Annotated in this window: 21 protein-coding genes; 13 read left to right on the top strand and 8 right to left on the bottom strand. The window is 62.3% G+C overall.

Annotated features, from left to right (window positions below):
• Positions 1-50 precede the first annotated feature (50 nt).
• Positions 51-1088, top strand: coding sequence for an NADPH-dependent curcumin/dihydrocurcumin reductase (gene curA / locus ABID59_RS25900; protein WP_354085260.1), 1038 nt, complete (start codon positions 51-53; stop codon positions 1086-1088).
• Positions 1089-1239: 151 nt separating this feature from the next.
• On the top strand, positions 1240-1539 hold the full coding sequence (locus ABID59_RS25895) for a hypothetical protein (RefSeq protein WP_354085259.1): 300 nt from the start codon (positions 1240-1242) through the stop codon (positions 1537-1539).
• A 9-nt stretch (positions 1540-1548) separates the two neighbouring features.
• Here the strand turns inward: ABID59_RS25895 and ABID59_RS25890 are convergent, their stop codons facing one another.
• The gene (locus ABID59_RS25890) at positions 1549-2391 is read right to left on the bottom strand and encodes a metallophosphoesterase family protein (RefSeq protein ID WP_354085258.1); all 843 of its coding nucleotides are present in this window, start codon (positions 2389-2391) and stop codon (positions 1549-1551) included.
• Positions 2392-2673: 282 nt separating this feature from the next.
• On the opposite strand from ABID59_RS25890, the gene ABID59_RS25885 reads away from it, so the two are divergent.
• Both ABID59_RS25885 and ABID59_RS25880 read left to right on the top strand, forming a co-directional pair.
• Positions 2674-3096, top strand: coding sequence for an MAPEG family protein (locus ABID59_RS25885; RefSeq protein WP_354085257.1), 423 nt, complete (start codon positions 2674-2676; stop codon positions 3094-3096).
• A 34-nt stretch (positions 3097-3130) separates the two neighbouring features.
• Positions 3131-4432 (top strand): RsmB/NOP family class I SAM-dependent RNA methyltransferase, encoded by a 1302-nt coding sequence (locus tag ABID59_RS25880; protein ID WP_354085256.1) that lies wholly within the window; start codon positions 3131-3133, stop codon positions 4430-4432.
• Between the two features lie 215 nt (positions 4433-4647).
• On the opposite strand, the gene ABID59_RS25875 is transcribed toward ABID59_RS25880, so the two are convergent.
• The 3 genes from ABID59_RS25875 to ABID59_RS25865 all read right to left on the bottom strand — a co-directional run bounded on the left by ABID59_RS25875 (position 4648) and on the right by ABID59_RS25865 (position 5973).
• The gene (locus ABID59_RS25875) at positions 4648-4857 is read right to left on the bottom strand and encodes a cold-shock protein (RefSeq protein WP_148749473.1); all 210 of its coding nucleotides are present in this window, start codon (positions 4855-4857) and stop codon (positions 4648-4650) included.
• A 254-nt stretch (positions 4858-5111) separates the two neighbouring features.
• Positions 5112-5444 carry a DHCW motif cupin fold protein gene (locus ABID59_RS25870; RefSeq protein ID WP_354085255.1) on the bottom strand — a complete coding sequence of 111 codons (333 nt, stop codon included), beginning with the start codon at positions 5442-5444 and terminating at the stop codon, positions 5112-5114.
• Between the two features lie 157 nt (positions 5445-5601).
• Entirely contained in the window at positions 5602-5973 is a 372-nt protein-coding gene (locus ABID59_RS25865; RefSeq protein ID WP_148754210.1) for a nuclear transport factor 2 family protein, read from the bottom strand.
• A 151-nt stretch (positions 5974-6124) separates the two neighbouring features.
• Between ABID59_RS25865 and guaA the strand changes: the two genes are divergently transcribed.
• The 6 genes from guaA to ABID59_RS25835 all read left to right on the top strand — a co-directional run bounded on the left by guaA (position 6125) and on the right by ABID59_RS25835 (position 11939).
• Positions 6125-7723: a glutamine-hydrolyzing GMP synthase gene (gene guaA, locus ABID59_RS25860; RefSeq protein ID WP_354085400.1), complete on the top strand. Its 1599-nt coding sequence runs from the start codon at positions 6125-6127 to the stop codon at positions 7721-7723.
• A 43-nt stretch (positions 7724-7766) separates the two neighbouring features.
• Positions 7767-8234: a DUF262 domain-containing protein gene (locus ABID59_RS25855; protein ID WP_354085254.1), complete on the top strand. Its 468-nt coding sequence runs from the start codon at positions 7767-7769 to the stop codon at positions 8232-8234.
• A 109-nt stretch (positions 8235-8343) separates the two neighbouring features.
• A complete protein-coding gene (locus tag ABID59_RS25850) occupies positions 8344-9552 on the top strand; it encodes an RNA-binding domain-containing protein (RefSeq protein ID WP_354085253.1) in 1209 nt (402 codons plus the stop codon).
• 557 nt (positions 9553-10109) lie between these two features.
• Entirely contained in the window at positions 10110-10442 is a 333-nt protein-coding gene (locus tag ABID59_RS25845; protein WP_148754215.1) for a hypothetical protein, read from the top strand.
• A 94-nt stretch (positions 10443-10536) separates the two neighbouring features.
• Positions 10537-10854 carry a hypothetical protein gene (locus ABID59_RS25840; protein ID WP_354085252.1) on the top strand — a complete coding sequence of 106 codons (318 nt, stop codon included), beginning with the start codon at positions 10537-10539 and terminating at the stop codon, positions 10852-10854.
• Positions 10855-11057: 203 nt separating this feature from the next.
• On the top strand, positions 11058-11939 hold the full coding sequence (locus ABID59_RS25835) for an AraC family transcriptional regulator (protein WP_354085251.1): 882 nt from the start codon (positions 11058-11060) through the stop codon (positions 11937-11939).
• Between the two features lie 188 nt (positions 11940-12127).
• Here ABID59_RS25835 and ABID59_RS25830 read toward each other — a convergent pair whose 3' ends face one another.
• From ABID59_RS25830 to ABID59_RS25825, 3 genes are read right to left on the bottom strand one after another with little or no spacing between them, the layout of a single operon-like run.
• Complete coding sequence (locus ABID59_RS25830) at positions 12128-12799, bottom strand: isoprenylcysteine carboxylmethyltransferase family protein (protein ID WP_354085250.1); 672 nt, start codon at positions 12797-12799, stop codon at positions 12128-12130.
• 31 nt (positions 12800-12830) lie between these two features.
• Positions 12831-12983: a GFA family protein gene (locus ABID59_RS37465; RefSeq protein WP_488226228.1), complete on the bottom strand. Its 153-nt coding sequence runs from the start codon at positions 12981-12983 to the stop codon at positions 12831-12833.
• Positions 12984-13026: 43 nt separating this feature from the next.
• Positions 13027-14166 carry an FAD-dependent oxidoreductase gene (locus ABID59_RS25825; protein WP_354085249.1) on the bottom strand — a complete coding sequence of 380 codons (1140 nt, stop codon included), beginning with the start codon at positions 14164-14166 and terminating at the stop codon, positions 13027-13029.
• Between the two features lie 76 nt (positions 14167-14242).
• On the opposite strand from ABID59_RS25825, the gene ABID59_RS25820 reads away from it, so the two are divergent.
• The 3 genes from ABID59_RS25820 to ABID59_RS25810 all read left to right on the top strand — a co-directional run bounded on the left by ABID59_RS25820 (position 14243) and on the right by ABID59_RS25810 (position 16046).
• Positions 14243-14959 carry a TetR/AcrR family transcriptional regulator gene (locus tag ABID59_RS25820; protein ID WP_148754220.1) on the top strand — a complete coding sequence of 239 codons (717 nt, stop codon included), beginning with the start codon at positions 14243-14245 and terminating at the stop codon, positions 14957-14959.
• 62 nt (positions 14960-15021) lie between these two features.
• Complete coding sequence (locus tag ABID59_RS25815; RefSeq protein WP_354085248.1) at positions 15022-15684, top strand: SRPBCC family protein; 663 nt, start codon at positions 15022-15024, stop codon at positions 15682-15684.
• Positions 15684-16046 (top strand): ArsR/SmtB family transcription factor, encoded by a 363-nt coding sequence (locus tag ABID59_RS25810; protein ID WP_148754222.1) that lies wholly within the window; start codon positions 15684-15686, stop codon positions 16044-16046. The genes ABID59_RS25815 and ABID59_RS25810 overlap by 1 nt, the downstream gene beginning before the upstream one ends.
• A gap of 36 nt (positions 16047-16082) precedes the next feature.
• Here ABID59_RS25810 and ABID59_RS25805 read toward each other — a convergent pair whose 3' ends face one another.
• Entirely contained in the window at positions 16083-16592 is a 510-nt protein-coding gene (locus ABID59_RS25805; RefSeq protein WP_148754223.1) for a peptide deformylase, read from the bottom strand.
• Between the last annotated feature and the right edge of the window lie 49 nt (positions 16593-16641).

Here is a 16641-nt window from a genome sequence, read left to right as displayed (position 1 = left end):
GCTACCTCCCTCCGCTTCCGTCGTCGAAAGACAGTCAGGAGGAAGCCATCATGTCCCAAAGCTCATCCCAGCAAGGCAAGCGCATCGTTCTCGCCGCACGTCCCGTCGGCGAACCCAAATCATCCGATTTTCGCCTTGAGGAATTTGCCGTCCCGACGCTTGGCGCAGGCGAGGTCCTGCTACGCACGATCTGGCTGTCGCTCGATCCCTATATGCGCGGGCGGATGAGCGAGGGGCCGTCCTATGCCGCGCCGGTGCCGGTCGGTGGTGTGATGGAAGGCGAGGCGGTGAGCGAGGTCGCGGCCTCCAACAATCCTGATTTCGCGGCAGGCGACATCGTGAGGATCCGTTCGGGCTGGCAGACGCACGCGATCTCGAACGGCAAGGGCCTGATCAAGGTCGATCCCAGGTTCGGTCCGATCTCGACCTCGATCGGTGTGCTCGGCATGCCCGGCATGACCGCGTATACGGGCCTGCTCGACATCGGCAAGCCGCAAGAAGGCGAGACCGTCGTCGTCGCCGGCGCTTCCGGCGCGGTCGGCTCGGCCGTGGGGCAGATCGCGAAGATTAAGGGAGCACGCGCGGTCGGCATCGCTGGCGGCAAGGACAAGTGCGACTACGTGGTGAAGGAGCTCGGCTTCGATGCCTGCGTCGATCACCGCGATCCTGATCTCGCCGCGAAGCTGAAGGACGCCTGCCCGAAGGGGATCGACGTCTATTTCGAGAATGTCGGCGGCGCGGTGTTCGAGGCGGTCTTCCCGCAGCTCAATCAATTCGCGCGCGTGCCGGTGTGCGGCCTGATCGCGCATTACAACGACACCGAGGCCAAGCCGCCGAAATGGGCGGCGTCGATGATGCGCGCGACGCTGACCAAGCGGCTCACCTTCCGCGGCTTCATCGTCTCCGACTTCGCCTCGCGCCATGGCGACTTCCTGCGCGACATGTCGGGTTGGGTCCGTGACGGCAAGGTGAAGTACAAGGAGTTCGTCACCGAGGGCCTGGAGAGCGCGCCCGCCGCCTTCATCGGGCTCTTGAAGGGCGCCAATTTCGGCAAGCAGCTGGTCCGGGTCGGGCCGGACAAGGCCTGATTTGGCACAACCAGCCCCCTTCAGGGGGCTGGTTGGTTAAAAAAGAATCACCGATTGGCCACACCAGCCCGCAAAAGCCGCCTGTGTGACCGGCGGTTCATTGACGGAAAAGCGAAGGCATTGAATCATCGCGCATATTTTGGGTGTTGCGATGTTAGAGATCGGTATTTTCTGCGTAATCCTTTTGGCTGCCGGCTATTGGGCGGCCATGTATGTCATGGGCCGTCGCGACGACGTCATCCATGGCAAGTTCGTGCACACCGACGATGAGGGTGCGTTCACGCAACCCGCGATGCCGACGCCTCCGCCGCGCTTCCCCAAGCGTCCGCTCAAGGCAGCCGAGTCCGTCAAGTCTGTGCCTGTGAATGATCGGGTCGCTCAGCCGGTGAGCAGCCAAGCGCTGCAGTCGTTGCTCGCTGCGATCCAGCAGGATCTCAAGAGCGTCGCGTAAGACGCGGTGCTAGTGCTCGCCGCCCATCTGGGCGAACAGCTCTTCGATATCCACATCGATCTGGCCTGCGGCGCGGACGTGGCGGACTTCGAAGCTGTCAGGCGCGAAGCGGTACTCGACGAGGCCGGTCTCCTTGATCGCGATCCGGTCCTGGCGTGAATCGTTGATCTTGAAGCCGGCCGACGGCGCCCAGACGTGCCGCGTGTGGCGGAACGTGAAGTCGCGACGCTGGTGCACGTGACCGCTCGCGATGAGGCGGAGATCGACATGCGCAAACATCTCGATCAACCGCGCGCGCGCCGGCTGCGGCACGTAGCGGATCGAGGTCTCCGGGGCTTCAGGCTCGTCCGGCAAATGGAGAAACACCGGCTTGTGCAGGAACAGCGCGACCGGCTTGCCATTCACGCGTGCGATTTCCCGGGACAGCCAGTCGAACTGCTCGGCCTCGAACGCGAGCCCTGAATTCATCACCAGCGAGTTGAGGCCGATGAAGCGCCAGCCGGCGGCCTCGAACGACCAATGGTCCTCGCCGATGATGTCGCGGAATTGCTGGCGGTGCGCTTCCGCGATCGGTGGCTTTGGTGCGGGCCCGAGTGCGGTCGGATTGTCGCCGATGTCGTGATTCCCTGGAAGATAGCGACAGTCGACGGCGAGGGCGTCGTGCAGGCTCTTCGCAAACGTGACGTCGTCGCGACTTGTGGGCCCGTCGAAGGAGACATCGCCGGTGTTGATGACGAGATCAGGCCTGTCGGCGTCGATGTGCTCACTGACGCGATGAAAGTTCGCGATCAGGCCGGGAAAACGCCGGCCGAGATGCGTGTCGGAAATCTGGGTGAGGCGAAATTCGGACATGGGCGAAGTCTCGCCCGCGCAGACGTCGGAACGATGACGCGCGCGCAAAATCCGCGACCGAACAAAGTTTAAAGCACGCGATAGCGGATGGTGTAGGCGTCCTGCGGCGCGACAGGGCGTGTCAGCGGCGGCGTGTCTCGCCGGGCTCCAGGGGGCCAAGATCGCTGCAATGATCGGCAGTTGGTTGCCCAATCGGGAACGCCGGTTCAACTCGTCGATTGTCAGCGCCAGAAGTCGCGGCTAATGACGGTCCGCGGCACGCCGCCTTACGGGGAAGTTCCGATGTCCGTCCAAATGGTCTTGTTGCCTGTCTTCGTGCAGGTCGGTCTCACCTTCGCGCTCCTGATCGGCATGGTGTTCGGGCGCCGGAATGCGCTGGTCTCGGGCGAGACCAAGATCCGCGACATTGCGCTCGGCGAGCCGAACTGGCCAAAGGGCGCCACCCAAATCGGCAATTGCTACCGCAACCAGTTCGAGCTGCCGGTGCTGTTCTACGCCCTGATCGCGCTGGCATTGCCGCTCCGCCATGCCGATCTCTTCATCGTGCTGATGTCCTGGGTGTTCGTGGTGATGCGCTTTGCCCATGCCGGCGTGTTCGTCAGCTCGAACGATCTCGGCCGGCGCTCGTCGCTCTGGCTCGCCGGCGTGCTGGTGCTGCTGGCGATGTGGATCTACTTCGCACTGAAAATCCTGTTGCTGATCTGACGGTTGACCGTCGGATTTGATTTGAAAGATTCAAATGACTCCCGCTGCCCGGCTGTCCGCAGCCATCGAACTGATCGACACCATCGAACGCGACCGCGTGCCCGCGGCGAAAGCGCTGAAGGAGTGGGGCACCGCGCACCGCTTTGCTGGCTCCGGCGATCGCGCCGCCATTGCCGGCCTGGTCTGGGACGTGCTGCGCCGCTATGCCTCCAGCGCGTTCCTGATGGATTCCGATACCGCACGCGCGCGCCTGATCGGCATGCTCCGCCTCGAGCGCAACATGGACACCGCAACCATGGAGGCTCTGTTCGATGGCGGCCGGTTCGCGCCGGCGCCGCTGACCGAGGCCGAGCAGGCGGCGCTCAGCCATCGCTCCCTGAAAGACGCGCCGGCGGCAATTGCCGGCGATTATCCGGACTGGCTCGATTCCCATCTGGCCAAAGTGTTCGGCGAGGACCGCGCGGCCGAGGCCGTCGCGATGGCGAGCCGGGCGCCGCTCGATCTGCGCGTCAACACGCTAAAATCCAATCGCGACAAGGTGCTGAAGGCGCTTGCTCATCTTCATGCGAAACCGACCCAATGGTCGCCAAATGGCCTGCGCATCGAGCTTTCGGCCGATGCGCGCAACCCCGGCATCCAGGCCGAAGAGGATTTCATCAAGGGCGGCGTTGAAGTGCAGGATGAAGGATCGCAGCTTGCGGCCCTTCTCACCGCGGCAAAACCGGGCGAGCAGGTGATCGATCTCTGCGCCGGCGCCGGCGGCAAGACGCTGGCGCTCGCCGCGATGATGCAGGGCAAGGGCCGGCTGATAGCGACCGACAGCGACAAGCGCCAGCTAGTGCCCATCCACGAGCGCCTGTCGCGCGCCGGCGTCCACAATGCCGATGTCCGTACGCCCAAGGGCGAGGCTGATCCGCTGGCCGATATCAGCGGCACCGCCGATCTCGTTGTGATCGACGCGCCCTGCACGGGAACCGGAACCTGGCGCCGCAACCCCGATGCCAAATGGCGCATGCGACCGGGCGCGCTGGAGGTTCGCCTCAAGGACCAGGCCGAGGTGCTGGAGCGCTCCGTACCGCTGGTGAAGGGGGGCGGCCGCATCGCCTACATCACCTGCTCGGTGCTGGCTGAGGAGAACGGCGAGCAGGTGAGGGCGTTCGTCGGCCGCCATCCGGAGCTCGTGGTGGTGCCGCCGGAGCAGACCGCGAGCGTGCTCTGGGACAAGGCCGAGGCGTTTGCGCAAGCCGCGCTGCAATCGGACGAAGGCTGGCTGATGACCCCGCGCCGCACGGGGACCGATGGGTTCTTCGTGTCGGTGCTGAGGAAGGCAGGCTGAACTATCCCCCGTCATTCCGGGGCTCGCGAAGCGAGAGCCCGGAATCCATCGGGCCGCAGGCATTGCCGTGAAATGGATTCCGGGCTCGCCCTGCGGGCGCCCCGGAATGACAAGCGGGCAAACAAAAACCCCGCGAACCGGAGGCCGGTCGCGGGGTCTCTGAACTCAACGATCTGCCGGTACGTCCGTGGTCAGATCGCGAATTGCGCGGTCAACTAGCCGGCGCGGAGGTTGTCGGCCGAGGACTTGCCGCTGCGGCGATCCGCAACGATGTCGAACGAAACCTTCTGGCCCTCGTTGAGGGTGCTCAGACCAGCGCGTTCAACGGCGCTGATGTGAACGAAGACGTCCTTCTGGCCGTCATCCGGCTGGATGAAGCCAAAGCCCTTTTGGTTGTTGAACCACTTCACGGTGCCCATTGCCATAGTCATTTCCTTTCAATTGACGATGCACTCAGGGGGACAAATGCACATTGCTGCGCCCATCGTCCCGGTTGGTCGATTTTGGAGAAATACCTGAAACGTGCTCGTCCATTGGAAATGAGACGGAGCGGCCCAGTCGTTCGGCCAAGGATCGATCATCACAATCTAGCGATTTTTTGGGGCAACTTCAAGGCGGCACGCGCTCACAGCGAGCGCTGCGCATTTTGCTATTTTGCGCTGCACACCGCTCGGTTCCATCAGTCCACGATGAAAAGAGTAGCGCCCACAGCCGTCGATGAGCGATGCGCGGCGTCGCCAAAGTCCGAGACCTGGTAGCTCATCCCCGGCGTAAGCCTGAATTTGCGCCCGTCGCGCAGCTCGCTGTCGAGCTCGCCCGCGAGCACGTAGAGCACGTGGCCGCGGTCGCACCAATGATCGGCCAGATAGCCCGGCGAATACTCCACCATCCGCACCCGGAGATCGCCGATGTTGAGCGTGCGCCACAGCGCGTGCCCGGTTTCACCGGGATGCGTGGTGGCCTCGACCTTGCTCCAGTCGGTGACGGTGAAGGGCGAGGTGGGGAGCTTCATGGGAGGATCCTGTAGGTGAGCAATGTTGCTTGGGGCATGCTCTTTGCAATAAACTCCGTCATTGCGAGGAGCTCTTGCGACGAAGCAATCCAGACTGTCGCCGCCGAGAGATTCTGGATTGCTTCGCTGCGCTCGCAATGACGGGGAGGGAGCGACGTCAATCCGGCAGATGGTTCGCCGATCCCTGCACGATCAGCCCCGCATCATTCACCCGCAGGTATTCGCAGATCCGCTTGCCCCGCTCGTTCTCGTAGAACACCACCACGCTGTCAGGGCTGACGAACACGTCAATCAGTGAAAAGTGCAGGTCCGGCAGCAGCCCGAGCGCCTTGCCCCAATAGGCGCGCAACGCGTCCTTGCCGCGCACGGTGCCGCTGGCGCCGAATCCCATCGCGGGGATCCGGTCCGACGTCATCACGGCCGCGTCGTCGTAGAGCGTGAGCACGCGCTCGAGATCGCGCGTGTTCCAGGCCTCGACCCAGGTCCGGCCGAGCGCGGCTAGCGTTGATGGCTGATGGTGCTGTGACATGGCGTTTCTCCCTGATTGGCCCCGGTTTGGTGGAGGGGGGCAATTAGGTCAATAATACTTACCTATATCCATTTGTCCATGCCCAAAGAAGAATGTGGGCGCCCAGCCCCACGCGGTTGCGAGGAGGGGCGTGGTCGCGTATCTGCTTGCCATGACAGCAGCACAGAACGACCGCTCCGCGTCGACGCCCTCCGTGGCCTCGGCGCACGACAAGATTCTCATCGTCGACTTCGGCAGCCAGGTGACGCAGCTGATCGCGCGTCGCGTGCGTGAGGACGGCGTCTATTGCGAGATCGTCCCGTTCAACAAGGCCGAGCAGGCCTTTTTGGAGATGAAGCCGAAAGCGGTGATTCTCTCCGGCGGCCCGGAGTCGGTGCATGAGGCCGGCTCGCCCCGCGCGCCGCAAGCGATCTTCGCCTCCGGCGTGCCGGTGATGGGCATCTGCTACGGCCAGATGACCATGGCGGAGCAGCTCGGCGGCACCGTCGAGGGCGGCCATCACCGCGAATTCGGCCGCGCCGATGTCGAGGTCAAGGCGCCGAGCAAGCTGTTCGAGGACGTCTGGTCACCAGGCGGCAAGAACCAGGTCTGGATGAGCCATGGCGATCGCATCACAAAAATGCCGCCGGGCTTCTCGGTGGCCGGCACCTCTCCGAACGCGCCGTTCGCGATCATCCAGGACGAGACGCGCAAATATTACGGACTGATGTTCCACCCTGAAGTGGTGCACACGCCCGACGGCGCCAAGCTGATCCGCAATTTCGTCCGCAAGATCGCGGGCCTCACCGGCGACTGGACCATGCGCGCCTTCCGCGAGGAGGAGATCGCCAAGATCCGCGCCCAGGTCGGCAAAGGCAAGGTGATCTGCGGCCTCTCCGGCGGCGTCGATTCAGCCGTCGCCGCCGTGCTGATCCACGAAGCCATCGGCGACCAGCTCACCTGCGTGTTCGTCGACCACGGCATGCTGCGCCTCGACGAAGCCAAGACCGTGGTCGATTTGTTCCGCCACCACTACAACATCCCGCTCGTGCACGTGGACGCCTCGAAGCAGTTTTTGGGCGAGCTCGAAGGCGTCACCGACCCCGAAACCAAGCGCAAGACCATCGGCCGCCTCTTCATCGAGGTGTTCGAGGCTGAGGCCAAGAAGATCGGCGGCGCGGACTTCCTGGCACAAGGCACGCTCTACCCTGATGTGATCGAGAGCGTCTCCTTCACCGGCGGTCCCTCGGTGACGATCAAGTCGCACCACAATGTCGGCGGTCTGCCCGAGCGCATGAACATGAAGCTCGTCGAGCCCCTGCGCGAGCTGTTCAAGGACGAGGTGCGCAAGTTAGGGCGCGAGCTTGGTCTTTCCGAAATCTTCGTCGGCCGCCACCCGTTCCCGGGCCCCGGCCTCGCCATCCGCTGTCCCGGCGACATCACACGCGACAAGCTCGACATCCTGCGCAAGGCCGACGCAGTCTATATCGACCAGATCCGCAAGCACGGCCTCTACGACGACATCTGGCAGGCCTTCGCCGTGCTGCTCCCCGTCAAGACGGTGGGCGTCATGGGCGACGGCCGCACCTACGACTACGTCGTCGGCCTGCGCGCCGTCACCTCCACCGACGGCATGACCGCGGACTTCTACCAGTTCGACATGAAGTTTTTGGGCGAGACCGCCACGCGCATCATCAACGAGGTGAAGGGCGTGAACCGGGTGGTGTACGACGTGACCAGCAAGCCGCCTGGGACGATTGAGTGGGAGTAGGGCTGAGCGAAACTCAGTTCTTTGAATCTGAAGCGGGGGGTTTATGGCCGATCTAGCGTCTCAACCTACGTCTGTGCAGACCATTTATGGTTGGTACCGCGACGGCAAACTTTTGGTGAACCGACGCTACCAGCGAAAGCTCGTCTGGACACTGGAGGAAAAGCAGAAGCTCATCGAATCGCTCCTGAAAAAATACCCCGTGCCAGCGATCTTGCTCGCAGAGCGCGATGGAGCGCCGGGGACTTATGAGATCATCGACGGTCTACAGCGTTTGCACTCGATAGTTTCGTTCATTGAAAACGCCTTTCCCCGGTTGGAGGGCGATTATTTCAACGTCGATTCGTTTCCAACCGCAAAGTCTGCGGCGGACGAAGGTCGCTTCGCCAAGGCAAAAGATGCCAAGCTGATAACAGCGAAGGAGGTGTCCACTCTGCTCGACTATTCGTTGGCCATGTCCGTAATGCGCAACGCAACGGACAGCGAAATCAACGACGTCTTTGATCGGGATTAACACGTACGGTCATCGGCTGAGCGACCAGGAGCGTAGGCAAGCTGGTGTGCAAAATGAATTCTCGACGACCGTCAGAAAGCTTGCAAGCCTCCTAAGAGGAGATGTGTCTTTGGATATTCTCCCGCTTGAAGCAATGCCGTCCATCAGCATTGACCTTCCGATGTCGAACCACGGCTATGAAGTTAAGGCAGATGAGGTTTTTTGGGTAAATCAGGGGGTTCTCAAATCCACAGATCTTCGCGATAGCCTTGATGAGCAATATATTGCCGACATTGTGGCTTGCATCGTTGGTGGTCAGCTTATTGAACGATCCAAAGATGCGCTTGATGACATTTACGTCAGCGGAACAAGCGAATCTGAACGCATCCTGAATGCACTGGAAGTATACGGCGCGGATAAAGTCAGCGACGAAATCAAGTTTTGCATCAGCGAATTGCTGAAAGTATGCGACGCGGGTCAACGCATTAAGCTTCGCACGCTCATTTTCACGAAGACGAATACGAACGCGTTCCCCTCGGTCTTTGCAATTCTGCTGATAGCCTTCCACGAGCTGATTGTAGGAGAGAATAAGAAGATTGCAAATTATGGGGAGCTACAGAAGGCATTGAATGATATTTCTAGTCGAATTGAAACTGGACGAAAGGCAACCGCTCCGGAGGAGCGGCGCAAGAATATAGATGCGGTGAAAGGACTCATTAGCTCCGATTTTGTGAAGACGACAAAGCTGTCGGAGATGATTTACTCTAATCACACGACTGTCGACATCGAAAGCGTCATTCGTCGTTCGGAAATTGAGTTGGCGAACTATGAATTGAAGCAGGGGCTTCTCGTTCTTGATGTGAATGGAGTTGAAGACCCTCAGATGATCGATAAGGTCATTAAGACTATTTGCGCGATCGCAAATATCGGCCCCAAGAGCTCGGGGAAAATCTTGATCGGCGTTACAGACAAGAAAGCCGATGCTGATCGGGTCAAGAAGATCGATTCGGTCGAGGCAAAGAAGATCGGCAAAAGATTTGTCGTTGGGGTGAACCGAGAGGCCAAGCGGCTCGGAATTTCAGTCGAAAAGTACTTCACCAAGTGGAAGGAGGGAATAAAGAAATCGGGGCTATCGCCTACGCTGCGGGACAGTGTGCTCTCTAGTATGGATTTCAATTCGTTTTATGGGTTGGGTTTGATTGCCATCACAATTCTTCCTCAAAAGGAATTGTCGTACGTTGATGACGAGGTTTATTGGCGGAACGGAGATTCGACAGAGCGCGCCACGACTCCCAAACAGATCGCAGGAATCGCCTCACGATTTGCATCACCTGCTTAGGCCGTAAGTTGGTTGAGCGTAGCGAAACACATCGCAATCGAAAACGGGAGTGCTGGTTATTGTTCGACTCTTTCCATCCTCCGAGTTCTCTAATCGTGCCCTCGAAGAATGCGTTCGCTCGATGAATGCTCTGAGAATTCGGTCGGAATGCAATACTAGCGCGTAGGGTGGGTAGAGCGCAGAGGCTGGGCAAGTATTCGATCCGCTCTCGAAGGGGCGGAAATCTATTCTTGTTCGCAACAGGCAACGCGACAAAAATTCTGCTGCGATGTTCGCTTTCGCCACAACAGCGAACGATATTCTACGGGCGAATGGCGATCGCGAATACTTGCCCAGCCTCAAGGGCTCTACCCATCCTACAAACTACTGATCGAGAAGCTCAAGCTCACGATCAAGAAGCTGCGGCACGGGCGGTTCGCATAGTCGCCCGAGCGAGGCCCGTTGCTGGACCAGTTCGAGCTACAGCTCGCCGACCTGGACGAGAACGCGGCCACCCATTATTTTCGGAAGTGGTTTTGGAGTCTCGCCGGTTGAGCCTAATCGAGAAGGAGGCAAACATGCCGATCATCCGTGTGTCCGTGATCCGCTGCGAGCCGCAGCATTTCGCCGAAATCAAGAAGATGATGGCGGACTCGCTTGCCGTGCTCGAACCGGGCATCCGCGCGATGCGCGGTCTCATCCACTTCTACGCGGGAGAAGATGAGGCGGTGAGCTCGCTGGTCAATGTCAGTCTGTGGCGCACCCTGGAGGATGCAAAGCAGCTCGACACATTCCAGCCGATGCTCGATCTCGGCAAGGCGTTCGTGGGCAAGGGCGCTACGTTCGAGCGCCCTGTCATGAATTACGCCTCGCAATGGGAGTTCGGGCCGGAGCGCTCGTCGCCAGATTGATCGCGGGGGTACGGTCACAGTGCACTTGACCCCCGCGGCGTTGCTAGAGCGGTGAAATCTTGCAGCCCTTTACATATAGGCGCATGTAGTCACCATGACTCACATCAGCATCCGCGATCTCCAGAAGATATCCGGCGAGGCCATCGGTGCGCTGCCGGGGGCCGAAATCTGTGAAGTCGGGCGAGCGGACGTGGGGCTGCTCGTTCCCCTCAGGTCGGCTGATCCGGATCGCCTTGCTGCCGTGTTGAAACGGGCAGCAGCGCTGGCCAAGGGCCGCGATGTGCGGGCGGACGACGCGGCGCTGGCGGCGTTCGGCGATGTCGATCCGGTCGATTGGTCGATCGCGGCCGTGAACGCCCTGACGGGCAAGCCCGGCAAGTCCCGTAACAAGTCCCGCAAGTCGAAGCGGTGAGACGGCCCTCGACGACGATCGTCATCGACGCGGTCATTTTGGTTGCCGCGGCTCGAGCGCGATCCTGAAGGCCGCCGGGTGTGCGATTCTTGTCACGACCGATCCGCGAGATCGTCGAGGACGCCGAGCATCCCAAACCGCAAGATCGGTCGAGCGCGTCACGGCCATCCCGGCCTAACTCAAGCCGCCACGGAGGAGGGACGATGACGGCGGCACTGCGAAACTATCAGGCCCGGATGCGGCGGGTGCTGGATCATATCGACCGGCATCTCGACGCGGATCTGGACCTGGCCAGCTTAAGCGCTGTCGCGGCGTTCTCGAAATTTCATTTCCACCGGCAGTTCACGGCGACCTTCGGGCTGTCAGTGCATCGCTATGTCCAGCTGGCCCGTCTGAAGCGTGCATCGCATCAGCTGGCCTACAATGACGCCTTGGATGTCACCGAGATCGCGATGGATGCCGGTTACGATGCACCCGACGCCTTTGCCCGCGCCTTTCGGCAACGGTTCGGGCAGTCGCCGTCGTCGTTCCGGAAATCGCCGGACTGGGAGCCGTGGCTTGCGGCCTTCGGGCCTCTCGACAATGCCAGGAGCAAGCTCATGCAGAAGAACTTCAGCACTGACGACGTGACGATCCGCGATGTACGGCCCACCAGGGTGGCGATCATGGAGCATCGGGGCAGCCCTGAGAAACTCGGTGACACGATCCGGCGGTTTATCGCCTGGCGCAAGGCGGCCGGCCTGCATCCCAGCACAAGTCCGACCTTCACTGTCTGGCATTCCGAGGGGCGTCTGGTGCAGCAGGACGAATATTGGATAGACCTTTGTGTCGGGACCGACCAGCCGATCGCGGCGAATGGCGAAGCGGTCAAGGCCGGCGAGATCCCCGGCGGCCGCTGCGCGGTGCTGCGCGTCGTCGGCTTCACCGACAATCTGGAGCCTGCCGCGCTCTATCTCTATCGCGACTGGCTTCCGGCCAGCGGCGAGGAAGCCCGCGACTTCCCGATCTACTGTCAGCGGCTGAGGCTTTTCCCGGAGGTGCAGGAGCATGAGACGGTCGCGGACGTGTTCTTGCCGCTGAAGTGATGCGCTGCCGTAAGGCGGATTAGCCCGCGGCCGCGCGAAGCGCGGTCCGCCGGCGTAGTCCGCCATCTCTCATCACGTCGCGCTGATGGATGGCGGATTACGCTGCCGCTAATCCGCCCTACGGGTTCTGAGCTGCGCTCGACGACGGCGCCCCGTCCATGCAGCGCGATAGTCGCCGGCTTCGACACCTACCAGAACATCGGCACCAATCGGTAGCCCACGCGGTCGCAGTATTCGTCGTAGCCGGCTAGATGAGCCAGCAGGAGCGCCTCCTCGCGCATCAGTCGCCACACGAGAACCGGGACCAGCAGTGCGACTGGGAGAAGCCCAAACCACGAGCCCAGTGCCAGAGGTATCCCCGCAACCATGACCAGCGCACCCGAGTACATCGGGTGGCGTACGATCGCATAGGGACCAGTGACGATCACCTGCTGGCCCTCTGCGATCTCGATGGTTCCGGCAGTGAACGTGTTCTCCCGGAAGGTGAGGAAAACAATCAGGAAGCCGATAGCGATCATCCCCGCACCAGCCAGCGAAACGGCGAGGCTCACGTGTGACCAGCCGAAGCGCATGTCGAGCCCCGGTACGGCAAAGGTCGCCAGGAATACGAGTCCTGCCAGTGCCTGGACGACACTCTGGATCGGATCGGGCTCCGAACCCGGTCCCGCCTTCACGCGCCGTTCCAGCAGCGCCTTGTCGTGAAACCACAGCCAGACGGTGATCGCCGCAGCGCATCCGAAAAACACAGCCAAGGTCATCCAGGCGCGCCCGAAGTGCAGTGTCCCCGCCGAGCCGAAAAGCACGACGGCGATGGTCGCGAAAAGGAAGATGAGTCCAGCAAAGGCACGCACGAGCAGCATCCTGCTATGGTCGTGCTTTGGACCGCAGAATTCAAGATCGGGACCGCAACACGGCCGGTGCATCCGGCAGCGCTTCGATCTTGCCTGCGCCCTTCCGGCGGTCGTCGCAATAGCAGACGGCGCTGACGATCGGATGACCGAACGCTCTGACTTCAACAGCCCCGCAGGCGCATGCTGCAGTCATGACGGGAGCAGGGGGGCATGTTGGCAATCACCATGAGGATGGATCATTCCGGCATCCTCTCGCGCATCCCGGTGAAGAAGTCCACCAGGCCAAACGGCGCGCGTTCGCCGAGGCAGAGCTCCAGGATTTCATGCGCGCCGATAGCGGCCGCCTGGCTGCGTGGGAACAGCGCGGCTTCGTAAGTCGCCAACGCCGCTTCGATGTCGTCGGGGTGTGCAGCGATGGCCTTGCTCAGTTCCGCGCCGTCGAGCATCGCGAGGTTCGCGCCGTCGCCTGCCGGCGGCATCAAATGCGCGGCATCGCCGAGCAGCGTCACTCCACGCCCGCGCGCCCAGCGATGGTCGTTGGGAAGTGTGTGGAGCATGCGCAGCACCGGCGGCGTGTCGGCGTCGGTGATCAGTGCCGTGAGCGCCGGCGCCCAGCCGGCGAATTCGGCTGCGATGCGCGCCGTCGCAGTGGCGACATCGGTGAAGTCGATCGCGGTAAACCATTCGGCGGGACGGCTCAGCGCGATGTAGGCATGAAGCGCGCTGTCCGGCTCGCGGTGCGCGAAGATGCCCTTGCCAGGAGCGTGCGCGAATAGCGCGCCGCCGCCGACCGCCTCGGCCGCAGCACGATGCCGTGCGTCCGCATCGTGCAGATAGGTCTCGATGAAGGACGTACCGGCATAGTTGGGCGTCGCGTCCGACAGCAGCGGCCGCACCTTCGACCACGCACCGTCGGCGCCGACGAGGAGCTCGGTGCTGACGCTCAAACCGTCGGCGAATGTCAGCTCGTGCCGCCCGCTGCCGCGTGCAACGATCCTCGCAAGCTTCTTGTCCCATCGGATTGTCTCCGGGGGCAGGGAGTCCAGAAGGATGCGCCTCAGCGCGCCCCGGCGCACCTCGGGCCGCCCGCCCGTGCCGTTGTCCGCCTCGTCGAGCAGCACCTTGCCGTGCTGGTCGAGCACGCGCGAGGCCTGGCCGCCCTCGTGGATGAGTGCGCGGAATTGCTCGAACAGGCCAGCCGCCTTCAGCGCGAGCTGCCCGCTGTCGTCGTGGATGTCGAGCATCCCGCCTTGCGTCCGCGCCATCGCCGATACCTCGGCCTCGTAGACGGTGACGGGAATGCCATGCAGGTGAAGCACGCGGGCGAGGGTGAGGCCGCCGAGGCCTGCACCGACAATCGTGACCGGAGGCGCCATCGGGTCCTTTACCAAAGTCAATGGAACGTCGTTCCATAGTATTGGAACGTCGTTCCAGTCCTGTCAAGATGACGACATGGCGAAGAAGACTCACCGGATTGAACGGCGCACCGATGCGCTCTCGCGGGAGCGGATCGTCGCGGCCGCGATCGAGATCCTCGACAGCGGCGGCGAGGGTGCGCTGACCGTCCGCGCGCTCGCGGCGCATCTGGCAACCGGCAGCGGGGCGATCTACTGGCACGTTGCCGACAAGGGCGAGCTGCTTGCGGCCGCGACCGACGAGGTCATCGCCCGTGTGATGTCCGAGGTAGCCGGTGGCACTAAGCCTCGCGAGGCGATCCGCGCGGTGGCACTCGGCCTGTTCGACGCGATCGATGTCCACCCCTGGGTCGGTACGCAGCTCTTTCGCGAGCCGTGGCGGCCCGCGATGCTGGAGATCATCGAGAGCGTCGGCGGACGGCTCCAGGCGCTCGGTGTGCCCCATGCCGCGCAATTCGATTCCGCATCGGCGCTGGTGCACTACATCCTCGGCGTCGCCGGACAGAACGCCGCGAACGCCCGCGTTCATGCCCCCGATACGGATAGATCGGCTTTCCTCACCTCCGTCGCAGCGCAGTGGGATGCGCTCGACCCCGCGAAATATCCATTCGTGCGACAGATGGCGACGCAGTTGCGCGACCACGATGATCGCGCGCAGTTCCTGGCCGGCATTGATTTGATCCTGGCGGGGATCGGCACGGTCCGGTCGGGCGGCGCCGACGAGCCGCCCGACGCTGCACCAATATCTATATAAGACTTGACTTATATTAGTGTAGATCGATATTCATCCGTGCGCACCGATAAGGGAGGATCGTGATGGAGATCGACGTCGCCAGGGTCTTGGGACTCGTTACGCGTTCGGTGACGAATTTCGAGAAGGACGGGAAGGCGGCCAGTGCGGTGACACTGACGCGGCTTTACGACACGAGCGTTGACGATCTCTGGGACGCCGTGACCAGTAGGGAGCGCATTCTGCGCTGGTTCTTGCCGGTCGAGGGAGACCTCCGGCTCGGCGGAAAATACCAGCTCAAGGGCAATGCGGGCGGCACTGTCACGGCGTGCACGCCGCCGACCCATTTTGCGGCGACGTGGGAGTTCGGCGGCGCGGTGAGCTGGATCGACGTCACGTTGACCGCAGAACGAAGTCAGGCGCGTTTGACGCTGGAGCACACCGCGATCATCGAGGATCATTGGAATCGGTTTGGTCCAGGTGCGGTCGGGATCGGTTGGGACCTCGCCATTGCAGGACTTGAGCGATATCTTGCGACCGGGGCATCGGTCGACCATGAGACGGCCGAGGCGTGGATGGGCTCTTCCGCGGGCAAGGAATTCATGACGATTTCAGGCGAATATTGGCGCGTAGCGCACGTCGCAAGCGGGGTCGATCCCGACACGGCGAAGCAGCGCTCGGACCGCACCATCGCCTTCTATCGTGGCGAGATGCCGCCTGACATCGCACATCCGGGCACAGGAAGCTGATGCACATCTTCGAGGTTCTCGCCGATCCCGTGCGCCGCCGTATTCTCGAACTGCTGGCGCCCGGCGAAATGGCGTCCGGCGAGGTCGTCGAGGCGATCGGGGCCGAGTACGGGATCACGCAGGCGGCCGTGTCGCAGCATCTCAAGGTGCTACGCGAGAGCGGCTTTGCAACGGTTCGGGCGGAGGCGCAAAGACGGCTCTACTCGGTCGACCCTGCGGGGCTTCGGGCGGTGGATTCGTGGATCGGCCAGTTCCGGAATTTCTGGGAGCCGAGGCTCGATGCGCTGGCAACCGAGATCGCGCGCGGCAAACGCGAGCGTCGCAACGCGCCAATGACCAGGCGGGGCGGGAAGAGGGCCTGAGGTCGCGGAGCGGATTACACCTTCGGCTAACCCGCCCTAAGGGGCCGATGACCCTCGTGACATCTTCTCGACCTTCCTTACCAGCCGCTCGCGCTTCAGCCGCGACAACCGCTGGATCCAGAACAGGCCATCGAGTTGATCGATCTCGTGCTGATGGCAGACGGCGCGCAAGCCATCCGACTCCTCGCTCTGCGTGGTGCCGTCGAGATCTTGATAGCTGATCCGCACGCGGGCGTGGCGCTGGACCTCGTCGTTGATGCCGGGCATCGAGACGCTGCCTTCGCGGTGCATGATCATCTCGGGTGAGGCCCATTCGATGTGTGGATTGACGTAGGTCTGCGGGCCCGTCTTGGCGTCGAGCTCGAGCACGACGACGCGCAAGGACACGCCGATATGCGGCGCCGTGATGCCGATGCCGGGCGCGGCGCGCATCGTCTCCAGCAGATCAGCTGCGAGCTCGCGCAAGCCGTCGTCGAAGGCGGTGACGGGGCGGGCGGGCATGGCGAGCCGGCGGTCGGGATAGCGCACGATCGGGCGAATGGTCATTGAAGGCTCCTACCACTCACGGGGGAGTGAAGCATCTCGTTCTTGACGC

Origin of the sequence: Bradyrhizobium sp. S3.3.6, from assembly GCF_040546905.1 — a bacterium.
In the GTDB taxonomy this organism is placed as follows: domain Bacteria; phylum Pseudomonadota; class Alphaproteobacteria; order Rhizobiales; family Xanthobacteraceae; genus Bradyrhizobium; species Bradyrhizobium cytisi.
This window is presented reverse-complemented; position numbering and strand designations above follow the sequence as displayed.